Origin of the sequence: Lactiplantibacillus mudanjiangensis (genome assembly GCF_005405385.1) — a bacterium.
In the GTDB taxonomy this organism is placed as follows: domain Bacteria; phylum Bacillota; class Bacilli; order Lactobacillales; family Lactobacillaceae; genus Lactiplantibacillus; species Lactiplantibacillus mudanjiangensis.
In genome coordinates this window covers 1-22,174 of record NZ_BJDY01000005.1, presented here as the reverse complement: position 1 = coordinate 22,174, position 22,174 = coordinate 1, and the positions used below count along the sequence as shown (strand labels likewise).

At 40.3% G+C, this 22,174-nt stretch carries 43 protein-coding genes and 4 tRNA genes; 36 read left to right on the top strand and 11 right to left on the bottom strand.

Features of this window, described 5'->3' with window-relative positions; translation table 11 throughout:
- Positions 1–57: 57 nt before the first annotated feature.
- The 9 genes from FFM84_RS11260 to FFM84_RS11220 form a co-directional block, all read right to left on the bottom strand.
- Positions 58–1,536 carry a recombinase family protein gene (locus FFM84_RS11260; protein WP_165450320.1) on the bottom strand — a complete coding sequence of 493 codons (1,479 nt, stop codon included), beginning with the start codon at positions 1,534–1,536 and terminating at the stop codon, positions 58–60.
- Positions 1,529–1,777 carry a hypothetical protein gene (locus tag FFM84_RS11255; RefSeq protein ID WP_130845737.1) on the bottom strand — a complete coding sequence of 83 codons (249 nt, stop codon included), beginning with the start codon at positions 1,775–1,777 and terminating at the stop codon, positions 1,529–1,531. The genes FFM84_RS11260 and FFM84_RS11255 overlap by 8 nt, the downstream gene beginning before the upstream one ends.
- 84 nt (positions 1,778–1,861) lie before the next feature.
- Positions 1,862–2,134, bottom strand: a complete 273-nt coding sequence (locus FFM84_RS11250; protein WP_130845738.1) for a hypothetical protein — start codon at positions 2,132–2,134, stop codon at positions 1,862–1,864.
- A 127-nt stretch (positions 2,135–2,261) separates the two neighbouring features.
- Positions 2,262–2,657, bottom strand: a complete 396-nt coding sequence (locus FFM84_RS11245) for a hypothetical protein (RefSeq protein ID WP_130845739.1) — start codon at positions 2,655–2,657, stop codon at positions 2,262–2,264.
- Between the two features lie 128 nt (positions 2,658–2,785).
- Positions 2,786–3,619 carry a toxin Cry1Ac domain D-VI-related protein gene (locus FFM84_RS11240; protein WP_130845740.1) on the bottom strand — a complete coding sequence of 278 codons (834 nt, stop codon included), beginning with the start codon at positions 3,617–3,619 and terminating at the stop codon, positions 2,786–2,788.
- Positions 3,620–3,663: 44 nt separating this feature from the next.
- The gene (locus FFM84_RS11235; RefSeq protein WP_130845741.1) at positions 3,664–4,296 is read right to left on the bottom strand and encodes a zinc-ribbon domain-containing protein; all 633 of its coding nucleotides are present in this window, start codon (positions 4,294–4,296) and stop codon (positions 3,664–3,666) included.
- Positions 4,297–4,332: 36 nt separating this feature from the next.
- The gene (locus tag FFM84_RS11230; protein WP_130845742.1) at positions 4,333–4,581 is read right to left on the bottom strand and encodes a hypothetical protein; all 249 of its coding nucleotides are present in this window, start codon (positions 4,579–4,581) and stop codon (positions 4,333–4,335) included.
- A 29-nt stretch (positions 4,582–4,610) separates the two neighbouring features.
- Positions 4,611–5,012, bottom strand: a complete 402-nt coding sequence (locus FFM84_RS11225; RefSeq protein WP_130845743.1) for an ImmA/IrrE family metallo-endopeptidase — start codon at positions 5,010–5,012, stop codon at positions 4,611–4,613.
- Positions 5,013–5,018: 6 nt separating this feature from the next.
- Positions 5,019–5,360: a helix-turn-helix domain-containing protein gene (locus FFM84_RS11220; RefSeq protein WP_130845744.1), complete on the bottom strand. Its 342-nt coding sequence runs from the start codon at positions 5,358–5,360 to the stop codon at positions 5,019–5,021.
- Positions 5,361–5,524: 164 nt separating this feature from the next.
- Between FFM84_RS11220 and FFM84_RS11215 the strand changes: the two genes are divergently transcribed.
- Together FFM84_RS11215 and FFM84_RS16160 are read left to right on the top strand one after the other, a co-directional pair.
- Complete coding sequence (locus FFM84_RS11215) at positions 5,525–5,773, top strand: helix-turn-helix transcriptional regulator (protein WP_130845745.1); 249 nt, start codon at positions 5,525–5,527, stop codon at positions 5,771–5,773.
- 789 nt (positions 5,774–6,562) lie between these two features.
- On the top strand, positions 6,563–6,739 hold the full coding sequence (locus FFM84_RS16160; RefSeq protein WP_165450321.1) for a hypothetical protein: 177 nt from the start codon (positions 6,563–6,565) through the stop codon (positions 6,737–6,739).
- Here the strand turns inward: FFM84_RS16160 and FFM84_RS11210 are convergent.
- Positions 6,736–6,990, bottom strand: a complete 255-nt coding sequence (locus tag FFM84_RS11210) for a hypothetical protein (RefSeq protein WP_130845747.1) — start codon at positions 6,988–6,990, stop codon at positions 6,736–6,738. The genes FFM84_RS16160 and FFM84_RS11210 overlap by 4 nt on opposite strands.
- 55 nt (positions 6,991–7,045) lie before the next feature.
- Here FFM84_RS11210 and FFM84_RS16155 point away from each other — a divergent pair, with 55 nt between their 5' ends.
- A complete protein-coding gene (locus FFM84_RS16155) occupies positions 7,046–7,219 on the top strand; it encodes a hypothetical protein (RefSeq protein ID WP_165450322.1) in 174 nt (57 codons plus the stop codon).
- A 51-nt stretch (positions 7,220–7,270) separates the two neighbouring features.
- On the opposite strand, the gene FFM84_RS11205 is transcribed toward FFM84_RS16155, so the two are convergent.
- The gene (locus tag FFM84_RS11205; protein WP_130845748.1) at positions 7,271–7,846 is read right to left on the bottom strand and encodes a hypothetical protein; all 576 of its coding nucleotides are present in this window, start codon (positions 7,844–7,846) and stop codon (positions 7,271–7,273) included.
- A 57-nt stretch (positions 7,847–7,903) separates the two neighbouring features.
- Between FFM84_RS11205 and FFM84_RS16150 the strand changes: the two genes are divergently transcribed.
- The 33 genes from FFM84_RS16150 (at position 7,904) to FFM84_RS16130 (ending at position 21,988) form a co-directional block, all read left to right on the top strand.
- Positions 7,904–8,074: a hypothetical protein gene (locus FFM84_RS16150; protein WP_165450323.1), complete on the top strand. Its 171-nt coding sequence runs from the start codon at positions 7,904–7,906 to the stop codon at positions 8,072–8,074.
- Between the two features lie 11 nt (positions 8,075–8,085).
- On the top strand, positions 8,086–8,646 hold the full coding sequence (locus FFM84_RS11200) for a hypothetical protein (protein ID WP_130845749.1): 561 nt from the start codon (positions 8,086–8,088) through the stop codon (positions 8,644–8,646).
- Between the two features lie 11 nt (positions 8,647–8,657).
- Positions 8,658–8,846, top strand: a complete 189-nt coding sequence (locus FFM84_RS11195; RefSeq protein ID WP_130845750.1) for a hypothetical protein — start codon at positions 8,658–8,660, stop codon at positions 8,844–8,846.
- A 277-nt stretch (positions 8,847–9,123) separates the two neighbouring features.
- Positions 9,124–9,453, top strand: a complete 330-nt coding sequence (locus tag FFM84_RS11190) for a hypothetical protein (protein WP_130845751.1) — start codon at positions 9,124–9,126, stop codon at positions 9,451–9,453.
- Positions 9,453–9,659 (top strand): hypothetical protein, encoded by a 207-nt coding sequence (locus FFM84_RS11185; RefSeq protein WP_130845752.1) that lies wholly within the window; start codon positions 9,453–9,455, stop codon positions 9,657–9,659. Before FFM84_RS11190 ends, FFM84_RS11185 begins: the two co-directional genes overlap by 1 nt.
- Positions 9,656–10,093 carry a hypothetical protein gene (locus tag FFM84_RS11180; protein ID WP_130845753.1) on the top strand — a complete coding sequence of 146 codons (438 nt, stop codon included), beginning with the start codon at positions 9,656–9,658 and terminating at the stop codon, positions 10,091–10,093. Before FFM84_RS11185 ends, FFM84_RS11180 begins: the two co-directional genes overlap by 4 nt.
- On the top strand, positions 10,086–10,967 hold the full coding sequence (locus FFM84_RS11175) for a recombinase RecT (RefSeq protein WP_130845754.1): 882 nt from the start codon (positions 10,086–10,088) through the stop codon (positions 10,965–10,967). Before FFM84_RS11180 ends, FFM84_RS11175 begins: the two co-directional genes overlap by 8 nt.
- Positions 10,897–11,751 (top strand): PD-(D/E)XK nuclease-like domain-containing protein, encoded by an 855-nt coding sequence (locus tag FFM84_RS11170; RefSeq protein WP_308779293.1) that lies wholly within the window; start codon positions 10,897–10,899, stop codon positions 11,749–11,751. The genes FFM84_RS11175 and FFM84_RS11170 overlap by 71 nt, the downstream gene beginning before the upstream one ends.
- Before the next feature lie 11 nt (positions 11,752–11,762).
- The gene (locus FFM84_RS11165; protein ID WP_165450324.1) at positions 11,763–12,671 is read left to right on the top strand and encodes a DnaD domain-containing protein; all 909 of its coding nucleotides are present in this window, start codon (positions 11,763–11,765) and stop codon (positions 12,669–12,671) included.
- A 2-nt stretch (positions 12,672–12,673) separates the two neighbouring features.
- On the top strand, positions 12,674–13,408 hold the full coding sequence (locus FFM84_RS11160) for a phage antirepressor KilAC domain-containing protein (protein WP_130845755.1): 735 nt from the start codon (positions 12,674–12,676) through the stop codon (positions 13,406–13,408).
- Between the two features lie 2 nt (positions 13,409–13,410).
- Positions 13,411–13,905: a hypothetical protein gene (locus tag FFM84_RS11155; RefSeq protein WP_130845756.1), complete on the top strand. Its 495-nt coding sequence runs from the start codon at positions 13,411–13,413 to the stop codon at positions 13,903–13,905.
- The gene (locus FFM84_RS11150; RefSeq protein WP_165450325.1) at positions 13,898–14,149 is read left to right on the top strand and encodes a LexA family protein; all 252 of its coding nucleotides are present in this window, start codon (positions 13,898–13,900) and stop codon (positions 14,147–14,149) included. The genes FFM84_RS11155 and FFM84_RS11150 overlap by 8 nt, the downstream gene beginning before the upstream one ends.
- Before the next feature lie 22 nt (positions 14,150–14,171).
- Positions 14,172–14,606, top strand: a complete 435-nt coding sequence (locus FFM84_RS11145) for a DUF1064 domain-containing protein (protein ID WP_130845758.1) — start codon at positions 14,172–14,174, stop codon at positions 14,604–14,606.
- Between the two features lie 17 nt (positions 14,607–14,623).
- Positions 14,624–15,016, top strand: coding sequence for a hypothetical protein (locus FFM84_RS11140; protein WP_130845759.1), 393 nt, complete (start codon positions 14,624–14,626; stop codon positions 15,014–15,016).
- A complete protein-coding gene (locus tag FFM84_RS16145; RefSeq protein WP_165450326.1) occupies positions 15,009–15,164 on the top strand; it encodes a hypothetical protein in 156 nt (51 codons plus the stop codon). Before FFM84_RS11140 ends, FFM84_RS16145 begins: the two co-directional genes overlap by 8 nt.
- A gap of 50 nt (positions 15,165–15,214) precedes the next feature.
- Complete coding sequence (locus FFM84_RS11135; RefSeq protein ID WP_130845760.1) at positions 15,215–15,487, top strand: hypothetical protein; 273 nt, start codon at positions 15,215–15,217, stop codon at positions 15,485–15,487.
- On the top strand, positions 15,484–15,927 hold the full coding sequence (locus FFM84_RS11130; protein ID WP_130845761.1) for a hypothetical protein: 444 nt from the start codon (positions 15,484–15,486) through the stop codon (positions 15,925–15,927). Before FFM84_RS11135 ends, FFM84_RS11130 begins: the two co-directional genes overlap by 4 nt.
- Positions 15,917–16,393, top strand: a complete 477-nt coding sequence (locus tag FFM84_RS11125; RefSeq protein ID WP_130845762.1) for a hypothetical protein — start codon at positions 15,917–15,919, stop codon at positions 16,391–16,393. The genes FFM84_RS11130 and FFM84_RS11125 overlap by 11 nt, the downstream gene beginning before the upstream one ends.
- Positions 16,394–16,456: 63 nt before the next feature.
- Complete coding sequence (locus FFM84_RS11120) at positions 16,457–16,933, top strand: hypothetical protein (protein ID WP_130845763.1); 477 nt, start codon at positions 16,457–16,459, stop codon at positions 16,931–16,933.
- 18 nt (positions 16,934–16,951) lie between these two features.
- Entirely contained in the window at positions 16,952–17,206 is a 255-nt protein-coding gene (locus FFM84_RS11115; protein WP_130845764.1) for a hypothetical protein, read from the top strand.
- Positions 17,207–17,598: 392 nt separating this feature from the next.
- The gene (locus FFM84_RS11110) at positions 17,599–17,826 is read left to right on the top strand and encodes a hypothetical protein (protein WP_130844097.1); all 228 of its coding nucleotides are present in this window, start codon (positions 17,599–17,601) and stop codon (positions 17,824–17,826) included.
- A 28-nt stretch (positions 17,827–17,854) separates the two neighbouring features.
- The gene (locus FFM84_RS16140; protein ID WP_165450279.1) at positions 17,855–18,019 is read left to right on the top strand and encodes a hypothetical protein; all 165 of its coding nucleotides are present in this window, start codon (positions 17,855–17,857) and stop codon (positions 18,017–18,019) included.
- A 10-nt stretch (positions 18,020–18,029) separates the two neighbouring features.
- Positions 18,030–18,209, top strand: a complete 180-nt coding sequence (locus FFM84_RS11105) for a hypothetical protein (RefSeq protein ID WP_130844098.1) — start codon at positions 18,030–18,032, stop codon at positions 18,207–18,209.
- A gap of 1 nt (position 18,210) precedes the next feature.
- The gene (locus tag FFM84_RS11100) at positions 18,211–18,636 is read left to right on the top strand and encodes a DUF1642 domain-containing protein (RefSeq protein ID WP_130844099.1); all 426 of its coding nucleotides are present in this window, start codon (positions 18,211–18,213) and stop codon (positions 18,634–18,636) included.
- Positions 18,633–18,881 carry a hypothetical protein gene (locus FFM84_RS11095; protein ID WP_130844100.1) on the top strand — a complete coding sequence of 83 codons (249 nt, stop codon included), beginning with the start codon at positions 18,633–18,635 and terminating at the stop codon, positions 18,879–18,881. The genes FFM84_RS11100 and FFM84_RS11095 overlap by 4 nt, the downstream gene beginning before the upstream one ends.
- Positions 18,882–19,078: 197 nt before the next feature.
- On the top strand, positions 19,079–19,537 hold the full coding sequence (locus tag FFM84_RS11090; RefSeq protein ID WP_130844101.1) for a hypothetical protein: 459 nt from the start codon (positions 19,079–19,081) through the stop codon (positions 19,535–19,537).
- Positions 19,538–19,771: a hypothetical protein gene (locus FFM84_RS11085; RefSeq protein WP_130844102.1), complete on the top strand. Its 234-nt coding sequence runs from the start codon at positions 19,538–19,540 to the stop codon at positions 19,769–19,771.
- 12 nt (positions 19,772–19,783) lie between these two features.
- The gene (locus FFM84_RS11080; RefSeq protein WP_130844103.1) at positions 19,784–20,032 is read left to right on the top strand and encodes a hypothetical protein; all 249 of its coding nucleotides are present in this window, start codon (positions 19,784–19,786) and stop codon (positions 20,030–20,032) included.
- Positions 20,033–20,114: 82 nt separating this feature from the next.
- The gene (locus tag FFM84_RS11075) at positions 20,115–20,585 is read left to right on the top strand and encodes an ArpU family phage packaging/lysis transcriptional regulator (RefSeq protein ID WP_130844104.1); all 471 of its coding nucleotides are present in this window, start codon (positions 20,115–20,117) and stop codon (positions 20,583–20,585) included.
- A 139-nt stretch (positions 20,586–20,724) separates the two neighbouring features.
- Positions 20,725–20,797: transfer RNA gene (locus FFM84_RS11070), tRNA-Asn, on the top strand.
- Between the two features lie 2 nt (positions 20,798–20,799).
- Positions 20,800–20,886, top strand: a tRNA-Ser gene (locus FFM84_RS16135).
- A 153-nt stretch (positions 20,887–21,039) separates the two neighbouring features.
- Positions 21,040–21,110 (top strand) — tRNA-Trp (locus tag FFM84_RS11065).
- 812 nt (positions 21,111–21,922) lie between these two features.
- Positions 21,923–21,988 (top strand) — tRNA-OTHER (locus tag FFM84_RS16130).
- Positions 21,989–22,174 lie beyond the last annotated feature (186 nt).

The following is a 22,174-nucleotide window of genomic DNA, read 5'->3' as shown; positions in this document are numbered from 1 at the left end:
CACCACGAAAAGGCTTCACGTTAATAGAAATCGTACTCTCCTAATATCGGCAAAATACTACCAATCTAAATTCCATTTGATGGTCATCCGGTTACCGTTAAGAATGACTTTATCGATGAGTGACCGCACAAGTCTTGTTTGCTCCGTGTAATCGTCACTTGCAATAATCTCCGAGGCACTGGCTAAGGCTTCATTCATTTTGGCAGCGGCTACTTCGGGTCCTTTGTCAGCAGCCTGGTCTAATTTATTTTGCAATGCTTCTTTTTCGTCATTGAGTTTGACGATCCGCGCATTGATCTTATCAATTGAGATTGTTCCAGATCCATACAAGTCCATAAAACGCTCAATCTGATTTTCAATGTCGACTAGTCGTTTCTTTAGAGGCTCGGTATTAATCTGGACTGATTTGCGTTGAAATAGCCGGGCAACCTTTTCGGGGTGCTTTGACATGTCCTCAATTTTGGCTAGTACCTTGGTTTCTAGCTCGATTGCAGAATACGTTGGTAAATCGCAAGTGTCTTTGCGCCGTGTGGATATGGCCCCGTGCAGCTTTGATGGACGACTTGATACACAGTAATAGCGGATGTAGTAGCTAGCTTGATGTTTGACCTTTGCTGCCGCGATCTGTTTCTGTGTTGAGTTGGCTTGGCCGCTCATGCTTGATCCACAGCGTCCGCAGCGGAGCAGTCCGCTAAGCATATACTTGGCAACAAATGGCCGCGGATTGTTAAATTTGCTGTAAGCCGCTGTTTGCCGCCGCTTTAATTCTTTTTGGACGTGCTCATAAAGCTCAGTTGAAATGATGGCTTGATGGTTACCCTCGTAGGAAACACCTAAATAGTGAACTTTGCCGATGTAGTCATCATTATCCAGCACCTGACGAACAGTTCGGTAAGACCAGTTTATATCTTTGCCAATGTGTCCCTCAGCGTTTAGTTTGCGCGTTAACTTGTTTAGTGACAGCCCGTTATCATACTCGGTGAAAATCTGTTTTACGATTTCAGCCTGTACTAAGTTGATCCTTAGCTCGCCATCAACGTAGTCATATCCGAAGGGCGAATGAGGGCCACCCTTAAAGTAACCGGCCTTAGCGCGTCCAATACGTCCCATACGCATGCGTTCAGTGATCTGTTCACGTTCCAATTGAGCAAACACAGAAAGAATCCCGATCATGGCTTTACCGAATGCAGTGGAGGTGTCAAAGTTCTCGTTGAGGCTTATAAAGGCCACGTCATTCGCGTTAAATACGTCTTCGATCAGATATAAGGTGTCCTTTTGAGAACGCGATAGGCGGTCTAATTTGTACACCAGAACGGTGTCTATTTGATGAGCTTTAACGTCCTTAACCAGCATTTCCATGCCGGGGCGTTTGATGTTTGAACCCGACCAGCCACCATCCGTATAAACGTTATAGACGCTCCAGTCCTTGATTTCACAATATTTTTTCAACTTGTCGGTTTGCTCACCGACTGAGTAACCGTCATCAACCTGATTTTCAGTTGAGACACGTACATAAATGCCAACGCTTCTAGTCAATTGAATCATCCTTTCGTTTATCTACGGCCTTAGTAGCCATACCTCGTATCATACGCACGACTCTTAAGCTTTCTTGATATTCGGCTTCGTTATGAGGAACCTGCATATCGAATACCCAGAAGCTTTTATCCTTGATACCCAGATCTTTTTTTAAGCGTTCCATGAGTTGCTCGTAGTCCATAAATTCTGTCGGTTCAGCCATCTTGATTGGGTCCCAGGTAAATTTCTTATTTTCTGTCATGCTTAATTCCTCCAATTATTATTAAAATTACAAACGTATGTTCTTTTTAGGCTTTAAATAAAAGCCCGTTAGAGGGCCGTTATCTTAAAGAAATTTAATTAATATACCAATTACTGCAACTGCTACGCTAACTACAGTGATGATCCATTTGTGCATTGAAGTTTCCTGCATGGCTAGTTTGGCATTAACTGTTTCAAACTTGGTGTTAACTTCTTCAAATTTTGTATTGACTTCTTCAAACTTGGTATTAACTTTTTCAAATTTAGTATCAATATGAGAATCAATGAGATCCATCTTATCTGATAATCTGTCTACAGCATGGTTTAACTCTTCATGAGTAACATAATCTTTATTCATGTTGCCACCTCCACCATTTTTGTTTCCATTATAGGTTGTATGGTATTGATTGGGCAAATCATGTTTATTGTCAGGGGGAAGATATTGTTCATTTGAAGGCGACATACTGATGACTTTTTCATTCGAGTTATTTTTCATCAGTGGTAACCAGCTTTACAGAAAAATATGTTGTGCTTTGGCTTAAAGAAACATAATTGTCAGTCATCAAGGAAACTTTTAGGCAGTAAGTATCATTTTTTAAATCTTCAACTAGAGGCGTGAAATAATTATGCATGTTTATCATGCCATCCGGGTGGTCATTATTTGAATCACTGTGCACGAATGGCCCTGTATTCGTAAATAGAACATCATTGTTAGAATCCAAGATTGCAATACTAATTGTATATGGTTTCCCGAGTAGAACGTTTAAAAAAGAGAAGCGTATAGCAATCCGTGTACTACTCGTATTTGTAAGGCTGATGGTGGTTACAGGTTTTTCATTCACATCACATATAAATATATTTGATATTTTTTCTTTGAACAATATGTCATTCCTCCAAATTATAAAAATACCCGTTTTAGTAAGTCAGTCGATGTAGCGATTACCGATTTTTTTGAAGACTTAGTGTACGATAACCGAATTTCATTAGTTTGCCTCCGATGGAAAGTCACCTAATTGATCGTGACATCATCTACAACGATATCTGCACGCAATGTTTTTCCTCTAAACTGGACTCCACCAGTCAATCCGCTACCACGAACAGTAATGTTATCGCCTACATGAATAGGTGTTTCTTGCATGGTATCAATGTTAACCTCAGTTACTGATCCAAAAGAGTAACCAGATGATGAATAGTTATCTTTTGGAAGGATTGCAACGTAATAAACGTCTGGATCGTCAGGCTTTTTCTGAACGTAGGTGACGTGCCCACTCGTTTCGATGTCTTTTCCTTCGTATTTTTCAGGATTAGTGGCAAAATCCTCAAGAGAAATCTTCTTGTAACGAGATTTTACAGAAGTAGTGGCGGTTGATGACTTTTTAGCCTTGCTTTTAGACTTTGAGGCGGCTACTGAACTTTTGTGCGAAGCAAATGACTGCGATTGGGAAATTGATGCTTCTTTCTCTTTACTGGCTTCTCGCTTAGACTCAGATGCATTAGACTTTTTATTGTCTTCAGAAAATTCAGCAGCAGCAATTACTTGCGATTTTGCATTTTTTATACTCTTTAACATCTCATTTTTAGCTTTGCCAGAAGGTAAACTATCAACAATTGCTTTGACTTTAGCGACTTTAGATAAACTAAGATTTTTTGCGATATGGTCTTGCTCTTGGTCATTAAACAAACTAATGACTGCGGCCTCGGCGTTATCAATGGCTGCCTTTTTTGAACTTGCCACAGCTTGACTAGAGTTGTCAGATTCAGATTTAGTACTACTACTGGTGCCACACCCAGCCAACGTTATTAACGCCAATCCTGTAATAATCCCCGTAACTACTTTTTTCATTTCAAAAATCCCTCCAATTAGTAAAAATACCCCATTTTAATAAGTTAATTAATGTAGCGGTTGCCGTTTTGTTTGGACGGTAACATGCATAAGATTAGTATGATTAAATCGCCCAAGGTTGGTAATAGGATGAGTAGCATTAACGCGCCAGAATATCCTAAATCATGTAGTCTTCGAATGCCCGCAGTTATTAAGGCAATCAATCCCCAAACGGCGAAAAGAATGCTTAGGCCAATAAGTAGGAAAGCGAGCCATCTAATGTTACTGCTTGGTAAATCATAGCCACTAAATTGACTAAGCAAAGCAATCCAACAAATGCTTAGTGACGATCCTATTACGAGAGTAGTTAAGCGGGCCCACCAGTAATCAGCTCGTCCCAATCTTTTTGAGACCTTGAATGTGTCGCGGAAAATTAAAGCAAAAGATGTAATTGGATCTGGATCTTTAGATTCATTGTAGGCAATGTCCTTCAAGGCCGGTGCTGGATTGCTATTGTTTGAGTTATTAGTACTGAACCCGCAATTTGTGCAATAATTTGAAGTTGCAGGTATTTTAGTACCACAATTTGTGCAAAACATTGTGGCTACCTTTTCGATATCTGCTACTTGAGTACCACATTTATCGCAAAATATAGAACCAGAATTCAATTTGTTACCACACTGTTGACAATATTTCATAATCTTTATTCTCCAATCTTACTGATCAATTAATACCTACCAGGCATACAACAAATAGTAGCTGCCAGTAAAAAGTACATAGACAAGGAATAGAATTCCAATAATCATTATGATCAAACTGATTGAGTTCTTACTATTGTGATAGGCAAAAAGTGTGGCTGCTACACTTAAAATAATATAGAACGCTCTATATGATAATGCTGGTACAAAGTATAAAAGCATTAATACAACAGCGATAATATCTAACATTATCATTGCCATATTGTTAGGCTTCTTAATCTCCATTTAAAACCCTCCAAGGTAAAAAAATTAAGTTAGTCGGTTGCGTGCTTAAAATTAAATCCGTATGTAAATCCAATTTCATGTAGGTACGGAATCTGTAACCCCAAGTCCTCAGCAACCTCATAATCATTTTCGGGATGCTCCTTAACGATATCCTTTAAATCTTTCTCGGATAGGTAGTGTGTAAATCCCCATTTTCGTGCAGCATGTTCTTGCCGCATACTTGTAATCTCGTTGTAGTCGCTAATATCCCCAACCGATGTTTCAACGTGGCCAAGTTCTTCTAAGAGCCACTGAAACTGCTCAGTTTTGGTCTTATTACTATTAATAGTAATCTCTTTATCTACTGTAAGCCCGCCAAGTTTCATGGGCATTGGTTCAAAATCAAACGTAATGTTTGGATATTGCGACATCAGACTTTCCAATTTATCCAATCAGCCTCAGTCCTTTTCGTGACGCTTTTTATATTGAGCTTTCTTGAACTCAATGTAGTCCATAATTTCTTGGCGTTCTTCTTCGGTCAAGCCATCAAATTCGCCATCAATATGGGCGGCGACCGGAACGTCACCTAAATCAACTTTTCTGCCTAATAGATAATCTGCAGTCACTTCGAATATATCAGCGAGCTTGTTTAGCTCGTCGCTTGAAACTTTACGCGTGCCGTTTTCAATTTTGCTCATTGATGATTTGTCCAAACCTAGGCGACGTGCCAGTTCTGATTGCTTCATGTCTTTACGTTCACGTAGATTAATAATCTTATTAGCAAGTTTACTATCAGCCATGCTGTTCCTCCTATCGTTTCTGTTTTTACAACTATATTCTAGCAGTGTTGCTAAAAAAGATACCAAAAGTTGAAAAAATAGAAACAAAAGTATTGACGTTTCGATTTTAGAAACGTATAATGAATTATGAAAGTTGAGATAAACGAAACAAAGAAGGTGATGCAATGGACTACGAAATTAATTTAAAATTGGTTAAGTCAAGACGGATACAAAAGGGACTTACTCAAAAACAGATGGCTGATCTGCTAGGGCTAGAAGGCAGATCAAGCTATAACAAACGTGAGAATGGTGAGATTAATTTTAAGTCAACAGAAATTCCAATTATTTCAGAAGCATTAGGAATAGAGATTGATTTCAAAAATTTTTTCTCAAAAACGTTGAGAAAATCGAAACGAATTCAAGACGTAAACTAGTTTCGTAATTCCCAACAACTTAATTATCACACGGAGCGCGGTTATGGATCGGTGGATGCTATGAAAGAAGTGATTGATGGGCGGAGAGGAGTTAGGCAAAGAATCGACCAAGCAAATCATTTATTCGGAAAAGAAAATTCTGTAATGGTTGCAGCCATCACAGAATCCTACAAATTAACACTTAATCTATATTAACGAGGAAATGATAAATGGATTTAGCATTGTGTGTGCTGATGGGAATTTCAGCATTAGGAAATATCGTATTACTAATTATTAAAGTTAAGAGTTATCGGAAATGATGCTTGTCGTTTCAAACCGTTTATCGAACTTGTTGAAGTGATAAGAATTTCGGTAATGTTCAAGTCAGGCTCAAATTCATATCCTAGCAAGAGAGAACCACCTGCATCAAATCTAGTGGGATTTAAGAACTGATTGTAAACGCGCCTTGGTTTCAAATGTGTTTTCTGACCATTACACAGGAAGCAAATATCAGTAAGTAGAACAGTTTTGTTACCAACATTTTTAAGATAGAAGTTCAACTGACCGATGTTTTGAACTGATTTTCTTGCTTGAAATTCTTGAATTTGAATATGCCCGATATTATCGATTATTGCCATTATCAATTGAATGACTACACCTATGGCAGAAATTCCAGCAAAGATAAGCGTAAGTATAGTAATGATAATTAATCACCTCCTTACGATAATTATCTCATATGAATGGATAGATTGATTAGAAATTATCTGGGCAGGTTATGGAACGCTATCAACTATGAAAGGAGGCGAGAGGATGGAAGCAGGAAAGTTGCATTTGATTGCTGATAGTTTAGATGGATTAAACAAATCTGATTGGAACACGCTTAAGCAATTCATTGATGAAACTTTTGAAAAAAAAGCCATCAAGGAAAATATAGTCCTCGGTAGCTCAGAAGTTTTTACTGGTTTGAAAGGTTGGATTGATGATTAATCCTCAACATCAATTAAACCTAAATCTTTTAAAAGAGAAACAGTTGCTGTAAGTGATGCCTTAACGGATTCTTGTTGAGCCTTGTTAAGAATTTCAGTAATGATCTCTCTTTCCCAAGTCAAATGAGTATGCTTTGTTTCCCAATAAAACTTTTTAAATGTTTCTAATTCAGCGTCAATATCAATGCCTTCCAGGGAATCTGATACTGATTTTGAAATTGAGCCATTTAAATCTTTAGAACTAATTTTCATATTAATCACCTCCTTACCTGATTATCGCATAAGGAGGATGAAAGGAGGCGAGAGGATGAGTGAAAAGAAAATTAAAAAAATACTCGCTAAGCAATTGCAGTTACTTAGCGAGTATTCAAAAGATTGTGGCGAAGGTGAATTAGCTGAAGTATCCGGTCAAATGTTAGCGATCAGTCAATACTTGATTAGCCTAGAAAAAAGCAAATATAAGATGTGGGTGAATAAATGAATGTTCTAGAGGTTCAATTAGTTAGCTTGGCATTTGGATTTACTGGTTTATTCATTCATGCTCTTGTTCAGAATACATTCTTAAAATGGTTTTTGATATGTTTGGATATTTTAGCTTTCTTGATAATCGGCTACCTTCTCGGAGTAGGGATAATACCAGTTCATTAAATGTTTTGTCGTATTCTTTCAGGTGTTCTTCTGGAATCTGATAAATTCTGTTGGATTTCCCTTCAATCGGATTCGGATGCATTTCATCTTCTTTAATGCCAAGGTCAATCTTGTGGGTAAAGAGTGGCATTACAAAATTAGAAAAGTTTAACGCTGATTTTTTACCAAGAAGCCCAAGATTTTTCGAAAGAATAGGATAAAAATCGGTAACAATTGTTCTATGAGCCTTGTGTGGTGGAATCTGCCAGTATTTTCGTTCTAATAAAATTTGAATTATGGGTAAATAGACTTTCTCATATCTTTCGGCTCTAACTTTCTGTTTTTGACCGATAGAATTGGAAAGTCGTCCTAAAACGTAACTAGCAATGGCACTCAGTACCGGTACAACATAGACCCCAATAAGTTTCCAGTCTACTTCATTAAGCCAATATTCATTTGTACTGGCTGCCAAAAGAATCAATCATATCACCTCCTTTACCTAATTATCTCATAAGGAGGAACGAAAGGAGCGAGAAGCATGACAGGTATATCACGTAAGACGCTGGTTGACTCGTTGATGAAAGTCAATCCTGATGCACCGCGAGCCTTTTACGAGGCCATGGATGATCAATCATTACGAACTGAGTTTCATACGGTAGTCAATTCAATGCAGGACCGTGTAAGAGAGCACGTTATTTTAAATGTTTAGAGGGAAAGTTTATGACAGTCAATTTAATCATGAGTCGGACAGCGATGGTCAACAAAACATTACCAACGGCCATGTGGGCAAACAAAATGTCAACGGTCACGTTGGCAAAGAAAATGGATTATTCGCAGCCATTAATTTCAAAACTGCGAACCGGTAAAGCCAAGCTGCAGTTTGAACAAATTGAGCCGCTGCTTGAGGCTTTACCGAAACAAAGCGGGTATCTGCTAATTGATATCCTTCATCAAGTGTCAGGCGGTTTGATACCGTCAACGGTTGATAGCAAGTATATCTTCTTAAACGCTAGCAGCATGGATAACAGGGTGATTGAGGAAGCTCAGCAAGCTATCAAAGCAATTACTGATTCACTTGATGAGTTTGGCAGCCCAGTTAGCGTGGTTAAAGATTTACATGATCCAGAAGAAGCCTTTAACCAGATGTTTGATCTGATCAAGTACGGATTGATGCTAGAAATCGTTATTGGTGACTATCTTGGCTGGGACACCGCAGATATTCAGGCACGTTGTTTACAGCGTGAGGCTTACTTAAAACGTCACAAATATCAAATCGTTTAGGAGTGATTGAAATGGCAAAACGGAAACAGGGTCATATCACAGTAGTTGATCACCAGTTCTTAGATGGGTCCATTCATACTGATGAGGAATTTATGAATCACCTTGACGCATTGAGTGATCAAGCGTTCAAAATTCCAGCCTTTGCAGAAGGCATTAAGCGGATTTACATGAAGAACTTAAAAAGTAAGCATACAGCTTAGGAGGAAATATCATGAACCAAACATACACATTCACATTAGGCAACAAACGTTACGACAAGGTTAGCAAACACGATATGAACGTTGCAATCGCTAAGGAGGCCAAAAACATTTATGAAGAAGCCAACAAGTAACGCGGTTTATGGGTATGAAAAAAGTCGCACAGGTATTGGTAGTACCCGCACGACACAATTGGATGTATTACAAAAATATTTATGTATCTATTTTATGCCCAAACCAAACTTATTGCAACGTCTAAAAATGAATAGGAGGCGGCAACATGAGTTTTATTGACCAGCTAGACCGATTAAACGCAGCAGAAGATTCAATGCTAATGGCAGGCCCTGACGAGCCCTTAAACGGAGGCATGGTTGATATTGAGGGTGAACCGGTTGTTGCTAACGTTAGATATTGGAAGCTAACCGGCTACTACGGTGACGATGACTTCATACCCAATGATCCCGATATTGTAAGTGGCTGGCTGAGTTCCCATGGCTACCAGGCTGATGAGTACGGTAATCCTTATGACGTGCTCAGAGACGACTACAACGCCGAGCTAGTGAAGTTTGACGCCTGGTTTACCGAGCAATCGGTTGGGGAGGAACGCTAATGCACGAATTAAGAATTAAATCAGAGGTTAGCAACTACGCTGAGTATATTGACTTGGTGAACGAGTTAGAAACGAGGCTCAATTCAACCAACTTATCAAATAACGAGCGTATGAAGCTAGAAGCCGTCCTTGACGAGTTCAAAGAATGGAAGCCAATAGTTGCGCAAACAATCAAAGCAGAAGGTAAAGAGGCGGATATCTTATGAAATTTAACGAATTTAAATCAGCGATTGAATCACTAAGCAAGCATTACGAAGTGACTGACTTCGTTGAAAGTCTAGCAATGGTACGGTACAAACACAAACCAGTTCTTAAAGTTAGCGAAGTTGACCAATTTATCTTTATTAGTGAGTTAACAAATTCATTACCATTTAGTCACCAAGCTTACATGCTTGCAGCCGAATACGCGGTCACTCCAATTGATGAACGACATGAAGAAAAGAAATACTATCTGGCGTTGAAAAAGTCGTTTCCGAACGTTTTTATTGGCGCTGATGGAAATATTATGAAATGCCTTCTTTTTGAGAGCCCCAGACGTTTTCAAGTAACGCAAAACGAAATTGACCAATTAAATGAGTCATTTTCGTTTGATTTGAATGATATCAAGCTTGCAGTAGGAGGGGATGTAGACCATGAGTAATCAATTAGTTACGACCGTTAACGAAAACATTATGGATATGAAGCAAAATGAGGGCCTATCATTGCCTCCTGATTATTCGGTAGGGAATGCGTTAAATAGTGCTTACTTAATTCTTAGTGATACGTCCAAGGGAAAACCATTGTTGGAAAGATGCGACCAAGGTTCTGTAATTAAAGCATTGATGAATATGGCTATCCAAGGATTGTCACCGGCTAAAAATCAATGTTATTTCATTCCTTACGGTACTCAATTGGTTATGCAACGTTCTTATTTTGGTTCTATTTCAGTGGTGAAGCGTCTATCAAACGTGAAAGACATTCAGGCTCAAATTGTTCATAAAGATGACGTATTTGAAATTGGTGGTGTTGACGGCATGTTAGTCGTTAAAAAGTTTGAACCTAGTTTTGAAAACCTAGACAAGCCAATCATTGGGGCGTTCGCTTGGGTTGAAGATAACGATGGCAACCGCACTTATACGGTTATGACAAAGAAAGATATAGACATGAGCTGGAGCCATGCAAAAACTAAGAATGTACAAAATGAATTTCCGGAAGAAATGGCTAAACGCACCATTATTAATCGTGCAGCTAAGTTCTTCATTAATTCCAGTTCTGATAATGATTTATTTGTGCAAGCCGTTAATAACACAACTAATGACGAGTATGAAGACGATCCTAAAGATGTGACGCCGCCTAAGCGGTCTTTGATGGCCGATGTTGGCGAGCAGCAGGGCCAAGTAGCAGCAGAGCCAGATATTACGGATGAGGCTCCAATTGAGCCAAACAACGAGGAGGCTACGCTAAATGATGAAGACGCTGGGGCAGATGGACAAACAGAACTATTCACGAACCTTGATGACGTTGACGCCGAGTAATTATTACGACATTAAGACCGATTGGCAATACATGTCACCGACATGGTTTAAAAAGTTTTTAGCGTGTGAAGCAGAGGCAATAGCCGAATTAAAACAGTCTTGGAAGCCTGAAAACGATCCTACCGCTTTAGTGGTTGGCAATTGGCTGCATAGTTTCTTTGAAAGTGAAGCAGCACATGAAAGGTTTGTAAGCGAACATCCGGAAGCTATTTCAAGTAGAGGCACTACTAAAGGACGATTAAAAAAAGCATTTAAAGTTGCTGAAAACATGATTGACACTTTAGATAACGACGATATGTTCAAAAAATTTTATCAAGGTGACAAAGAAGTCATCGTTACTGGCAAGATCGGCGGCTATTTGTGGAAAGGCAAAATTGATTGTTTGAATTTAGAACGTGGCTACTTTGCCGATTTAAAGACGACTGCCGATATTTACAAAGGCTATTACAATGCCGAAACACACAAGTATGATAAATCATTTGTATATGAGTACAACTACCAGCTTCAAATGGCAGTTTACCAAGAATTAATTAAACAGCAATTCGGTATTAATTGTAAGCCATATATCGTGGCCGTTAGCAAACAAGCTGAACCAGATAAACAAGTTATCGACTTGCCAGAGTATCGGCTTACAAACGCTATGAATCAAGTATTAGAAGCGCAAGAACACATTCAGCGAGTTATCACTGGTGAAGATAAGCCCACACGTTGCGAGCATTGCGATTACTGCCGCTCAACTAAGTGCCTTGATAATGTGATTAGCGCGGATGATCTTATTGCTTAGGAGGTGAGGATTTGGATTACTTCAAACAAAGACGGGCGTACCGCAATTTTAAAATGTATGAAGCGAGTGTCTCTAACGGCCAAAATAATCTGTATCGCGAGTTACTAGACTACGCGAACGATGAAGGTAAGTTGGACGTTCAGTTTCGCATGAAAAATTCGGCTCTGCTTAGTCTGACAGGACTATCCGAACCTGGCCTCGATAAAGCACGTAACTCACTAGTTCAACTTGGATTAATAAAGTACGTTAAAGGCAAGAAAAATGTGAAGCCGCCTGAATATAAAATTACGAATCTTTATAGTAGGACAACCGGTTACCCAACCAGTAACCCAACTACGAATGATAAAAGTAGCCCAACCGGTTTAGATGAAGTAGGCCAACCAGTTGGGCAAGGTGGAGGTCAACCAGTAGGACATAAAGATCTTACTATTACTGACCCTGACCTAACTGATACTGACTTATATGATGACGGGGTGACACGCGAAAACGTGTTCGAAAAATGGCAAGCCCTTTGGGGATTTCCAAATGCAGTTGCTATTCCTGAAATTGATGAGTGGCTAACAGATTTTAAGCCAGAGGTGATTGACTTTGCAATTCAGATTGCCGGTGAGCATGATGTGCAGTCCAGGGGGGCATTGAACTACATGCGAGCAGTTATTGGCGGCTGGAAAAAGAGAAAAATTAGTTCGCTAGATCAGGCAAAGAAAGCCGCAGCAGAGCATGAGCAACGGGCTGCCAACCGTAATAAGCCTGGTTATAGACAGAATTCTGGTCGAAAAGAAATTGTGCCGAAGTGGGCAAAAAATGACGAGTCACAGGCGGACTCTAAGTGTCTCACAGGAAAACAGTTAACCGATGCAGAACGGCAAGTGTTAGCTGAACGCGTTGCTAATCTAGACACGACAAGAAATGAGGCGTAGATATGGATGAGCTAATTAAAATTTCGGTAAAAGGTGATCAACAAGTGGTTTCTGCCAGAGAGCTTTATAAGGGCCTTCAGATTTCACAACGATTCAGCAAATGGGTGACTAATAATTTTCCGTTGTTTGAAGAAGGCGTTGATTTTATAGGGAGTACCAAGAGTACCCCCTATAACTCAAGGCACCCGGAAGGAAAAAAGCAGGAAATACAAGACTATGTAATCACCGTGGATATGGCAAAACAGTTAGCAATGATGCCTAGAAATGCGATTGGTAGCCGTTTCCGAAGCTATTTTTTAGCAGTTGAAAATCAATGGAACAGTCCGCTTGAAGTTGTGAAGCGCGGTTATGGGTACCTGATGAAGGAGAACGAACAATTAAAGCTTGAAAATGAGCGTTTACAGATACCTGCTGTATTGGGTGATGCAGTAGCTGGCTCAGAGACTTCGGTTAATGTCGGTACCTTCGCTAAGATTTTAAGGCAAAGGGGCGTTAAGATCGGCCAAAACCGTCTGTTTGAGTGGCTACGTACTCATGGCTACTTAATTGCACTGGGCAACCGTTACAACTCGCCTACACAGCGCGCGATGGAGTTAAGCATTATGGAGGTTCGCGCAACCGTTGTAACAACTAATCATGGCGTTAAGACACGCTATACGCCGTTGATTACTGGTAAGGGCCAAGAATACTTTGCTAACAAGTTTTTGGCTAATAAGCCGGTCGCACAGGAGGGGTGAAGATGATTGCAATTAAAGCAGTTCATGGGCACCCTGTTCTGGCTGAGGGCTCTCATGCCGAGCTTTCGCGTGAAATTTACGCAAAAAGGTTGAACGGTGAATGGCAGTATCCCGTTGCAATCGTTAGTAACCAAACCAAATTTAATGATGATGAGGGGTATTACGCGACCCTGAGCAAGGGGCCTACTGAAACAGACATGATTAAAATGTTTAAGGCCGCTTATCGAGCAGGCAATAAAACGTTAAAACAGATTTCGGATGCGACAGAGTTAACTTACAGCCAGGCAAGGCGCTTAAGCTCGACGTATAATCTGCGAAAACGCGAGCTTTGGGAAGCTGAAAGAATTGATAAGAGTGGTCGTAAGATTCAGACTTGTACGGCTAATGACATGGCACAACTTTTAGGCGCACCAGTCACAGTGATCAAGCAGGTTATTCATACAAATGGAATCGTTTTGGGCTATAGGATTAGAAAGAAGGAACGGATTCATGATTAGGCGAAAAGTGACGGATCTACAGATATTGAATTGTATTTATCAATATACGGTGGCTTTTGGTTGGGCACCAAGTATCGAAGAGATTGGTCGAAAAACTGGCTTGACCTCAAAGGGCACAGTCTTTATACGTCTGGAAAAACTAGAGGAAGCTGGATTCATTAAACGAATGAAAAATACGCCACGGGCATTAAGCTTAACGGCAACAGGCCGTGAGTTGGCAACGGGGGTTAGACAAAGTGATTAGAAACGGTGGCTCTCCTACGGCCATGAATAAACGCGGGACAAAGGTTCACTTGGATGGCTATGTATTTGACAGTCGTAAAGAAGCAGACTTCTACGAGCGTTTTATAAAGTCTTGTGGGTATGACTATGATGTGCACCCACGATATCAGCTCACTCGCCAGACTATTATTGGGCCGGCCAAGATTGCGGCCATTGCGTATACACCAGATTTTATTGTATATGACAAGGACGGCAATATCATGCATGTTTACGATGTTAAAAATAGTTTTGGCGATTACGGCATTGATAGAGCCGTTAGGTTGCGATTCAAGCTGTTTGCACTGAATGAGGGAATACCAGTTGAAGCGGTTGTGATACGCAAATATGACTTCAAGGTTAAGCTTCAAGGCACGACTAAGAGCAAAAAAGAACCGTTAGTGACAAGTAACGTCAATTACAGTTGGACCGATTTAATTTAGAAAGCAGGAGACTAATTATGAGTAAACCAAGTTTAAGCGACATTTTAATAGCAGCACTAAAGGAAATTGCTGATCAGGGCTTAACCGATGATGAGAAGTTAAATAAAAAGCTGGATAACTTTGTTGATGACGTAAAGGCCAACAGTATTGAGCCGCTAGTTCTGATTGGTGAACACGGACTGTCAGAAATGAATATCAAGCCAATCAAGGCAGTTAAACTGCTTGTTGAGTCTGTGGGTATGGAAATTGATGACACCGGTGATGATCATAACGAGGCCGCTTTTGAAGCAATCATGTTTTTAAGCTCGCATTTATCTAAGCCAATTGCTAAAGAAGTTCAAGGTGTCTTGCTTAAGTATGTCAAGGATCGTCACTATGTTGAACCAGAAATGGATGGTCAGAATGACTAAGCAGCGGAAACATACCAAGAAGTCAACGATGCGTAAGAAAAAGCGGCGGATGCGTCAACACGCGATGGAGCACAGTAAGACGGAACAAGGTCGTAGCAACTTACACAGCGCACCGTACGTGGTTACTAAAGATTGGAGTGACGGCTGAAACATGCCGTCACTGAATGGGCCGGTATGAGGATATCAAGGAGAAGCGTTATGAAGGTCAAATTAAGAGATAACACAGGTCAGGAAAAGTATGACCTCTATCAGGTTGGTAACGTGATCGTTACAGATGCCAATGGGGCTAGATTAGTTGTTAGCATGACTACAGAGTTTGAGTGTGAAAAGGAATATCATCTAATCAATTTAAGAGATGGGGAAGATATTGGAATTTGCTATAAAACGTTAGATGATCTTGCCAATTGTTGTTGGCAGCCGACTGATCGCCTTATGGTCAATCCAACCTTAGTTGAGGAGGGTGCGGAATGAATTTTGAAATCAAGACAACTAAATTAGGGCGCCGCTATTTTACGGTCGATGAATCGTCATTAGGAATGGGTGAATTTACAAATGGCTATATTGAAGTGCCAAATAATGCACCACACGATTATTCTGATAAATTTTATGATCAGTTCAATTTCTGGTGTGGCGCAACCTATTCAGGAATCGTTTTCCCTAACGTCGAGTATCAAGGTGGTCAAGTGATGATTTCACCCAGAATGCAAGACCAAATGCAAGGAAATTTTGATTATGAGCACTGCATTAAAGGATTAAATGGCAAAGGCAAAGCATTAGTTGATGGTCAACCATATTTTTATGTAATCGGATTTGATGATAACCACATTGAAACACTAGGTCGTGAAGCTGTGATTAAGGACACTCAAAGAATTGCTAATGAAATGGATAAGGTGATGCGGAATGAAACTTAGTGAAGCGAATAAGCGAGTAAGGGGTTGGGACACCTCAATTGATTTTATTGAAGCCGATATGAGTGATGGTCATGGCGTTGTGCTGAGACAGTCCGGTCGTAATTCTATGTGGATGAGTGATGACTCCGAAAAAGTCTTGATAACGTATCAAGCAGACGAAGTTCCCTACGAATCTATCAAGTTGCTTTATGCGCTGCACGAAACGCCTGCCGAAGAGCGTGAAGACGAGAAAAATTTTCGTGTCTTTATTAGCAATGGGATGAATCGTCAACGCTTAGTACGTCTGCGAAGTGGGTATATATTTTGTGATGAAAATGGTGTCAAAAATTATAGTGCGGCTTCATATGGGGTTAAAGACATTTTCACGAAATCAGAAGTTGATAGATTACGAAGTAATGGCGACTTTAATATTTCTTGGGACAAGGCTTTGGAAGAGGTGCCAGGAGATGAAGTTAGTGATGATTGAAGTCAAAGAGCCGACCGATGAATTGCGGCGGCAAGCGTTTGAACTTTTCGGGGAGGACTAAAAATGAAACTAGCTATTAATAGGCAATTTGGCGGATTTCGGCTGTCGATGGCTTCACAGATCCACGTTGCTGAGCGTAAAGGTATCAAGGTTTACCCATATATTTCAAAGCTATTTTCAAGGGCGGATTATATGGACATGACTAAAACGTTTATAAAGTACACCGGCCTCGCCGAAGAAACATTTGATCAATTGGAACTATTTCAAAAAGACCCCCAAGTTGATCAATTTGTGTTGAAAGACATGTCCACCGACTGGGATGGATATATACAAAAATTTAAACCCTGGAAGTGGGAACCTGATAAAAACCGGACTGACAAGGATTTGATTGCGACTATTCTGGCGGATGGTGATGCTGCTAATACCCGAGTGTCTGAACTTGAGATCGTTGAGGTGCCAGACGGCTATGACTACAAAATTGATGACTATGACGGTATGGAAACGGTATACATTGGCAAGGATTTAAGAACAATTAACTAAGTTGCTGGAGGCAGCAAAATGAAAAAGTATTCAGTTGAACAGCTAGTACTAGAACTAATCGGTCATATCAATTTTTTTGGCGATACTAATTATGACCTTGATAGCGTCCATAACCTTAATGACTTGGGGACGTTATTAGATTTATTACTTGTAGAGATTGCCGATGTAGCTGAATTTACCAAGGATAAGCCAGAAGCCAGCGCTAAGGTTATTCATGATCAAATCATTAATGTTAAGCGGGATCTTCAAGGAATTCTAAATGACATTAAGTAGGAGCTAACTAAAAGTATCTGCAGGTTATCTGCTGAATTCCTGCAATAAATCTGCAGATAAATGAAAGTACTACTTTATATAATACGAGGAGGTGGCTCCGTGGGATATATATACCTTTTGTTCCTAGTAAGTGTTATCCCCGGAATTGTTGTGGGATCATTTAGCACATATAAATGGTTTGGGCCAATGCTGTATAAAGATAAAAGAGCCGGATGCAAGTATTGCCTTAAAAAGTTTCCTATATTTGATAAGAAAGGGCTAGAGGTTCGCATAGCATATGGGGTTCACATGATTATAAATTGTGATGGCAAAGGTACCGGTATTCAAATTGGATTTTGCCCAATATGTGGTCGAAAACTCAAATAAAATTTCTGATTTATAGGAGGCACGCCATGAAAGCATATAGGCTATCAATTTACGATTTCCCGGACGCAGGCAATGCGATTGTGTTTGCGAACTCTGTATCTGCCGCTAAAACTAAAGCGTACCAGCCAGATGTATGTGGATATGAAATTGATCCTGAATCGTGGACTGATATCAGAGCAGTCAGATTTAAAGAACTTGATGGCATGGAAAATAAGACGTCAGCTGAGATAGAAAATGTGCTGATGAATTTATAAACGTCAAATAAGATATGGGGGCGGCACGATGAAGAAACGTCAGTTTAAAAAAGCCTACCTACACAGTTTGTTGCCTGATGCTAAACGAAAAATGTATCAAGCGATTCGTGAAGACTTCAGGAGTCATGGATATAAAAAATTCAGAGTCCGCAGTTGGGTAAAAGATCATAACCAACGAATTAAAAATGAATAGGAGGTGCAGCATGGATAAGAAAACAATCAAAGTAGATGTTTGGTGGGACCCGTTACTAGCTGGTGAAGGTGGGCATAAAGTAATTGAGGTTGATGTCGATGCAAGTGATGCCCAAATTGAAGCTGAGGCTAAAGAAACGGCCATGCAGCACTTTGAATGGGGCTATGACATCCTAGGTGAGGAGGCGTAGCATGATTAAAACTTATCGTAAAACGGCAACAATTCAGGCAGAACAGTTTGATGGTAGCCAAAAAATGATCAGAAAATATGCTCACCCGGTTCCAAAGAATGTCCCAGAACCGTCCAGTAATTCATGGGTGACTAAAAATGGATTGTTTGAGTTTCATATTGGTGATTGGTTTATTTCAAAGCCTGATGGAATCTACGGACCAATTAATAACGCGGATTTTGAACGAGATAATACTGAGTTGCCGGTGATTCCTAAAATGGTCGCAAATTATATCAAGACAGCGCATAACTATGATCTTAGTCTTTTTGAATTTTTCCGAATTTCGGTGCAAAGCAAAAAAGATATTGATTCCGAATGGGTATGCAAACATTTTGAATTGGTTGCCCGCGCATGGTTGGATGGTTACCAAGTGGAGGACGACAAATGACCTATGAGTTCACTTTCTATCGTTCGAATTGGAAAAGGCTAAGGGATGAAAAGATCACGATAGCGGTTAATCAAACTTTGGCAGATCAGTTCTATGAAATTTTCAGTGTTTCCAATAATGGTTGGGATAAAAGTTTTGCGGGGCTTCATATTGAAGTTAAAGAAGAAGATGGGTTTAAAGTTGACGGCAAGTTTAAGTTGTATTCCGTAGTTAAAATTCCTGAAAGGATTGAGCCAGCATGCTGATTGAGTATTTTCCCGCGTTGCTTCTATTCATTGGTGCTGGCATATCGGTTATGAGCGGATTGAGCTTGTTTTCTACGACCTTTAGCTGGTTAACAGCAATTGGAATGTTTATTTCATTTGCCATTGCGATTTTCTATTTGATCTGTTGTATTCAGATGGCACTAGAGATTCATAAAAAAAGATGAGGTGAAAAAGTAATGTGGCAATTATTGGGCGGCGCCTTAATTGGCGGAGTTATTGGAACAATAAGCGGGTTGATTTACTATCGGCTAGTTACAAAACGCTTAGACAGCAATGATGATTATTTGCACGAGCTAGAAGTTAAGCTAAGTGATCATAAATTGTCTAGTGAAAAATCAGTTTATCGGATCAAGAAAAACCTATTTTCAGCAAATAAGTACTGGTTCATTGAAGATCGATATGGGAGATCTGATGTGATTGGAGTTTATGAGGTAACGGACTCAGGAGTAAGCATAGCGGATGGCGAAATAGGCGTGGCTAGTTACAAAGATGAACATTTTATTGTTCATGACTACGGTATTTTGAGTGTGGCAACCAAGAAAGAGATTAAAGACTTCAAGGCCAAGCGAGCGAATTGGCTTAGAAAAAGAGCTAAAAGTCTTAAAGAGGATGCTAACAAATTGGAGGGTAAGTAAATGGGTATCAGTGTTCTAAAAAAATTAGCAGCAGTTTATGACTGCAAAGTTAAAGTTGAGTCAGATCGGGTAGTGATTGTTGATCAGTTCAATGACATTCATGCGAGTGTGGACAGTGATGCGGTCGGAGTATATGAAGTTTCGACATGGATGGGATCAGGCTTCCCCGAAGTGTTAGCCAATGCGGTAATTAGTTTTTTGTTTTCGGACATACAAGCCAGAATGAGGGGGTAGAAGGGTAGAAAGATGAAAATTCAAATTGATGCAGCGAGCTCTTGTGATGTGACGCTTGGTTATGGGAAGGCACTTAAAAAAGCTGGATTCGAGCTAGAAGTTGAAAAAGGTAAGTGTCATAGAAGAACATTTATTACGAACTTTGATTTTTCAAGAGTGCCTGATTTAATGAGCGCTGTAGACGAGGAAGTAATTATTAGCAAGCCACGTTTAGAAGATGACGTTATATGTATTACGATTTATGACGACTATCTAGAATAAAAAAAGCGCTACCTCGTAAGGCAGTGCCACGATTTGCTCAGCAATCAAATTATAGCACAGTCAAGTATAAGGGGTGGCGACTTTGAAAAGCATATTTAAGAATGTGGATGAAGATCGAACGATTGAGAACGCTAAGCGGGTACTAGGTGACTATCGTAAATGGGTGCTAAGAGCGCGTAGGGTGAGTTTTAGCTTGCAAAGCCCAACTATGGATGGCATGCCTAAAAGTCCGTCATACGGCAATCATATTGAGGAGAAACACGTTAATAAGGTGAATGCGGAGTTTATGGCGAGTTTGGTCACCAACGTGATTGCTGCAATTGAAGTGGATGAAGGGACTGCGGTCTATTCAAAGTTACTAGAATTCAAATATATCAAGCATTATACCAACGTCAAATGTGCACGGTTACTGGATAACCTACCTGATCGGACGTTTGATAAGTATCACCGGCAAGCGCTGCTAATGTTTGCTGAAGTGTACCCGGATGCGGTCGAAGATTTGATCGTGCACAAGTACAAACCAGTTAAAACGCCTGAAATTGAGTGGAGTTAAAAAAGTGTGCGAGGTTTTCGCGGTAAATCTGCGACAAACGTGCGAGGTATGTGCGGAAAAAGCTCGGAAATGGGGATTATTATTATATTGTTGATTGATGGATATGAGCCACCCCGCTCGGTATCCCGTTCATCAATCTGTGGCCTTAGCTCAGTTGGTAGAGCGCCTGACTGTTAATCAGGTTGTCGTTGGTTCGAGTCCAACAGGCTACGTTGGAGTGGTAAGCATAATTTGGTACTGCAGCGGTTTACTAAACCGTTACTCACTAGTTGAGTTGCTGGTTCAAGTCCAGCTCACTCCGTACTAGCAGTGGCATTAACCTCAACGCGGTATAACCCTTTGCTAGTTCAAAGCAAACAGGTATTGCAGACACTTAAGCCGTTAAGAGTTTGAAACAACAATTACCAGCCTGATTGCTTTACTATCGCTTAGCTCGGAAAACTAGGCGATATTTACAGACATAATTCAATGGTAGATGAGCGGCCTCCAAAGCCGTTAACGTGGGTTCGATTCCTGCTGTCTGTGTTGATGGGTAAGTTTTGCATGGAAGCATGCGCACTTTTCAACAGCCCATCATAAAATTTAGTGGCATGACACATTAAGCTACAGTGATGTAGCCCAAAGGTTAGTTGACTTGACGATTAGCCGCCAGTAATGGCAATTCATGCAATGCAAGCTATTAAAGCGTCTGTGAGGGCGTTCAATCAGAAACGAACCAGTAAACGGCGGCGGCAAGTGCTCAAACCGTAATGCGGGTAGCGACATAACGGCTAGCTGGTGTAGTGAATGATTTTAGCAAGTAAGGTGATTAGTCCGAGTTTGTCAGACAAGGGCGGTTGCCAATTTGAATCGTATGGGGAAATGATCGCTAGTCCCTAATGTGATTCAAGTATGGTTAGTAGCGTGACAGCCAAAGCCTATCGGTCCAGTGAAGCATTTTGATACTCAAAAGGTACCGGAACTTCTGGCGAAGCACTGGATTTCAAGAAAGATTAGTTCCATTACTATATGGAACGGGCTATTACACCGTTAATTATAAAATCAAAAAAGTAAAAGTCTTCGCCATCTATTCATGAAAGTGGTCTAATGCTCCAGCCTGAGATAGGTAATGGAGTGCTGACAAGCTCACAAGGCGAGCCAGTTCAGTAGTAAGTAGTGCAGTTGAGTGGGTAGCTCCCATTTGATGGATCGAAAGTTGCTGAGTAATGAATGGATTGTAATGGTGGTACCCTTGTCCACCGACCATGGCAGTTACTCGGGGAACCGGGTGGAAACGCGACTAACTGAATAAGGTCGTTAAAGACTGCTGCTGATGGGTGTATTCTCAGCCTGTTAAAGCGGATGTAGTTCAATGGTAGAACGGCAGCCTAAGTGTTATATGAGTTCGATTCTCATTGTCCGCTTAGCCAGTGGTAAATAATTGGAGGTAATGTGTTCCTCTCTCAACCACTGGTAATCGTTGATTAGATTAGTCTTCTAGGATAGCTCGGAGTATGCGCCGGGCTTTTCTTATACATAAATTAAAATTGACAGAAGGTGGCTAAAACATTGGAATTGATAAAAAAACGTTATGTTAGTCAAGGTGAGCC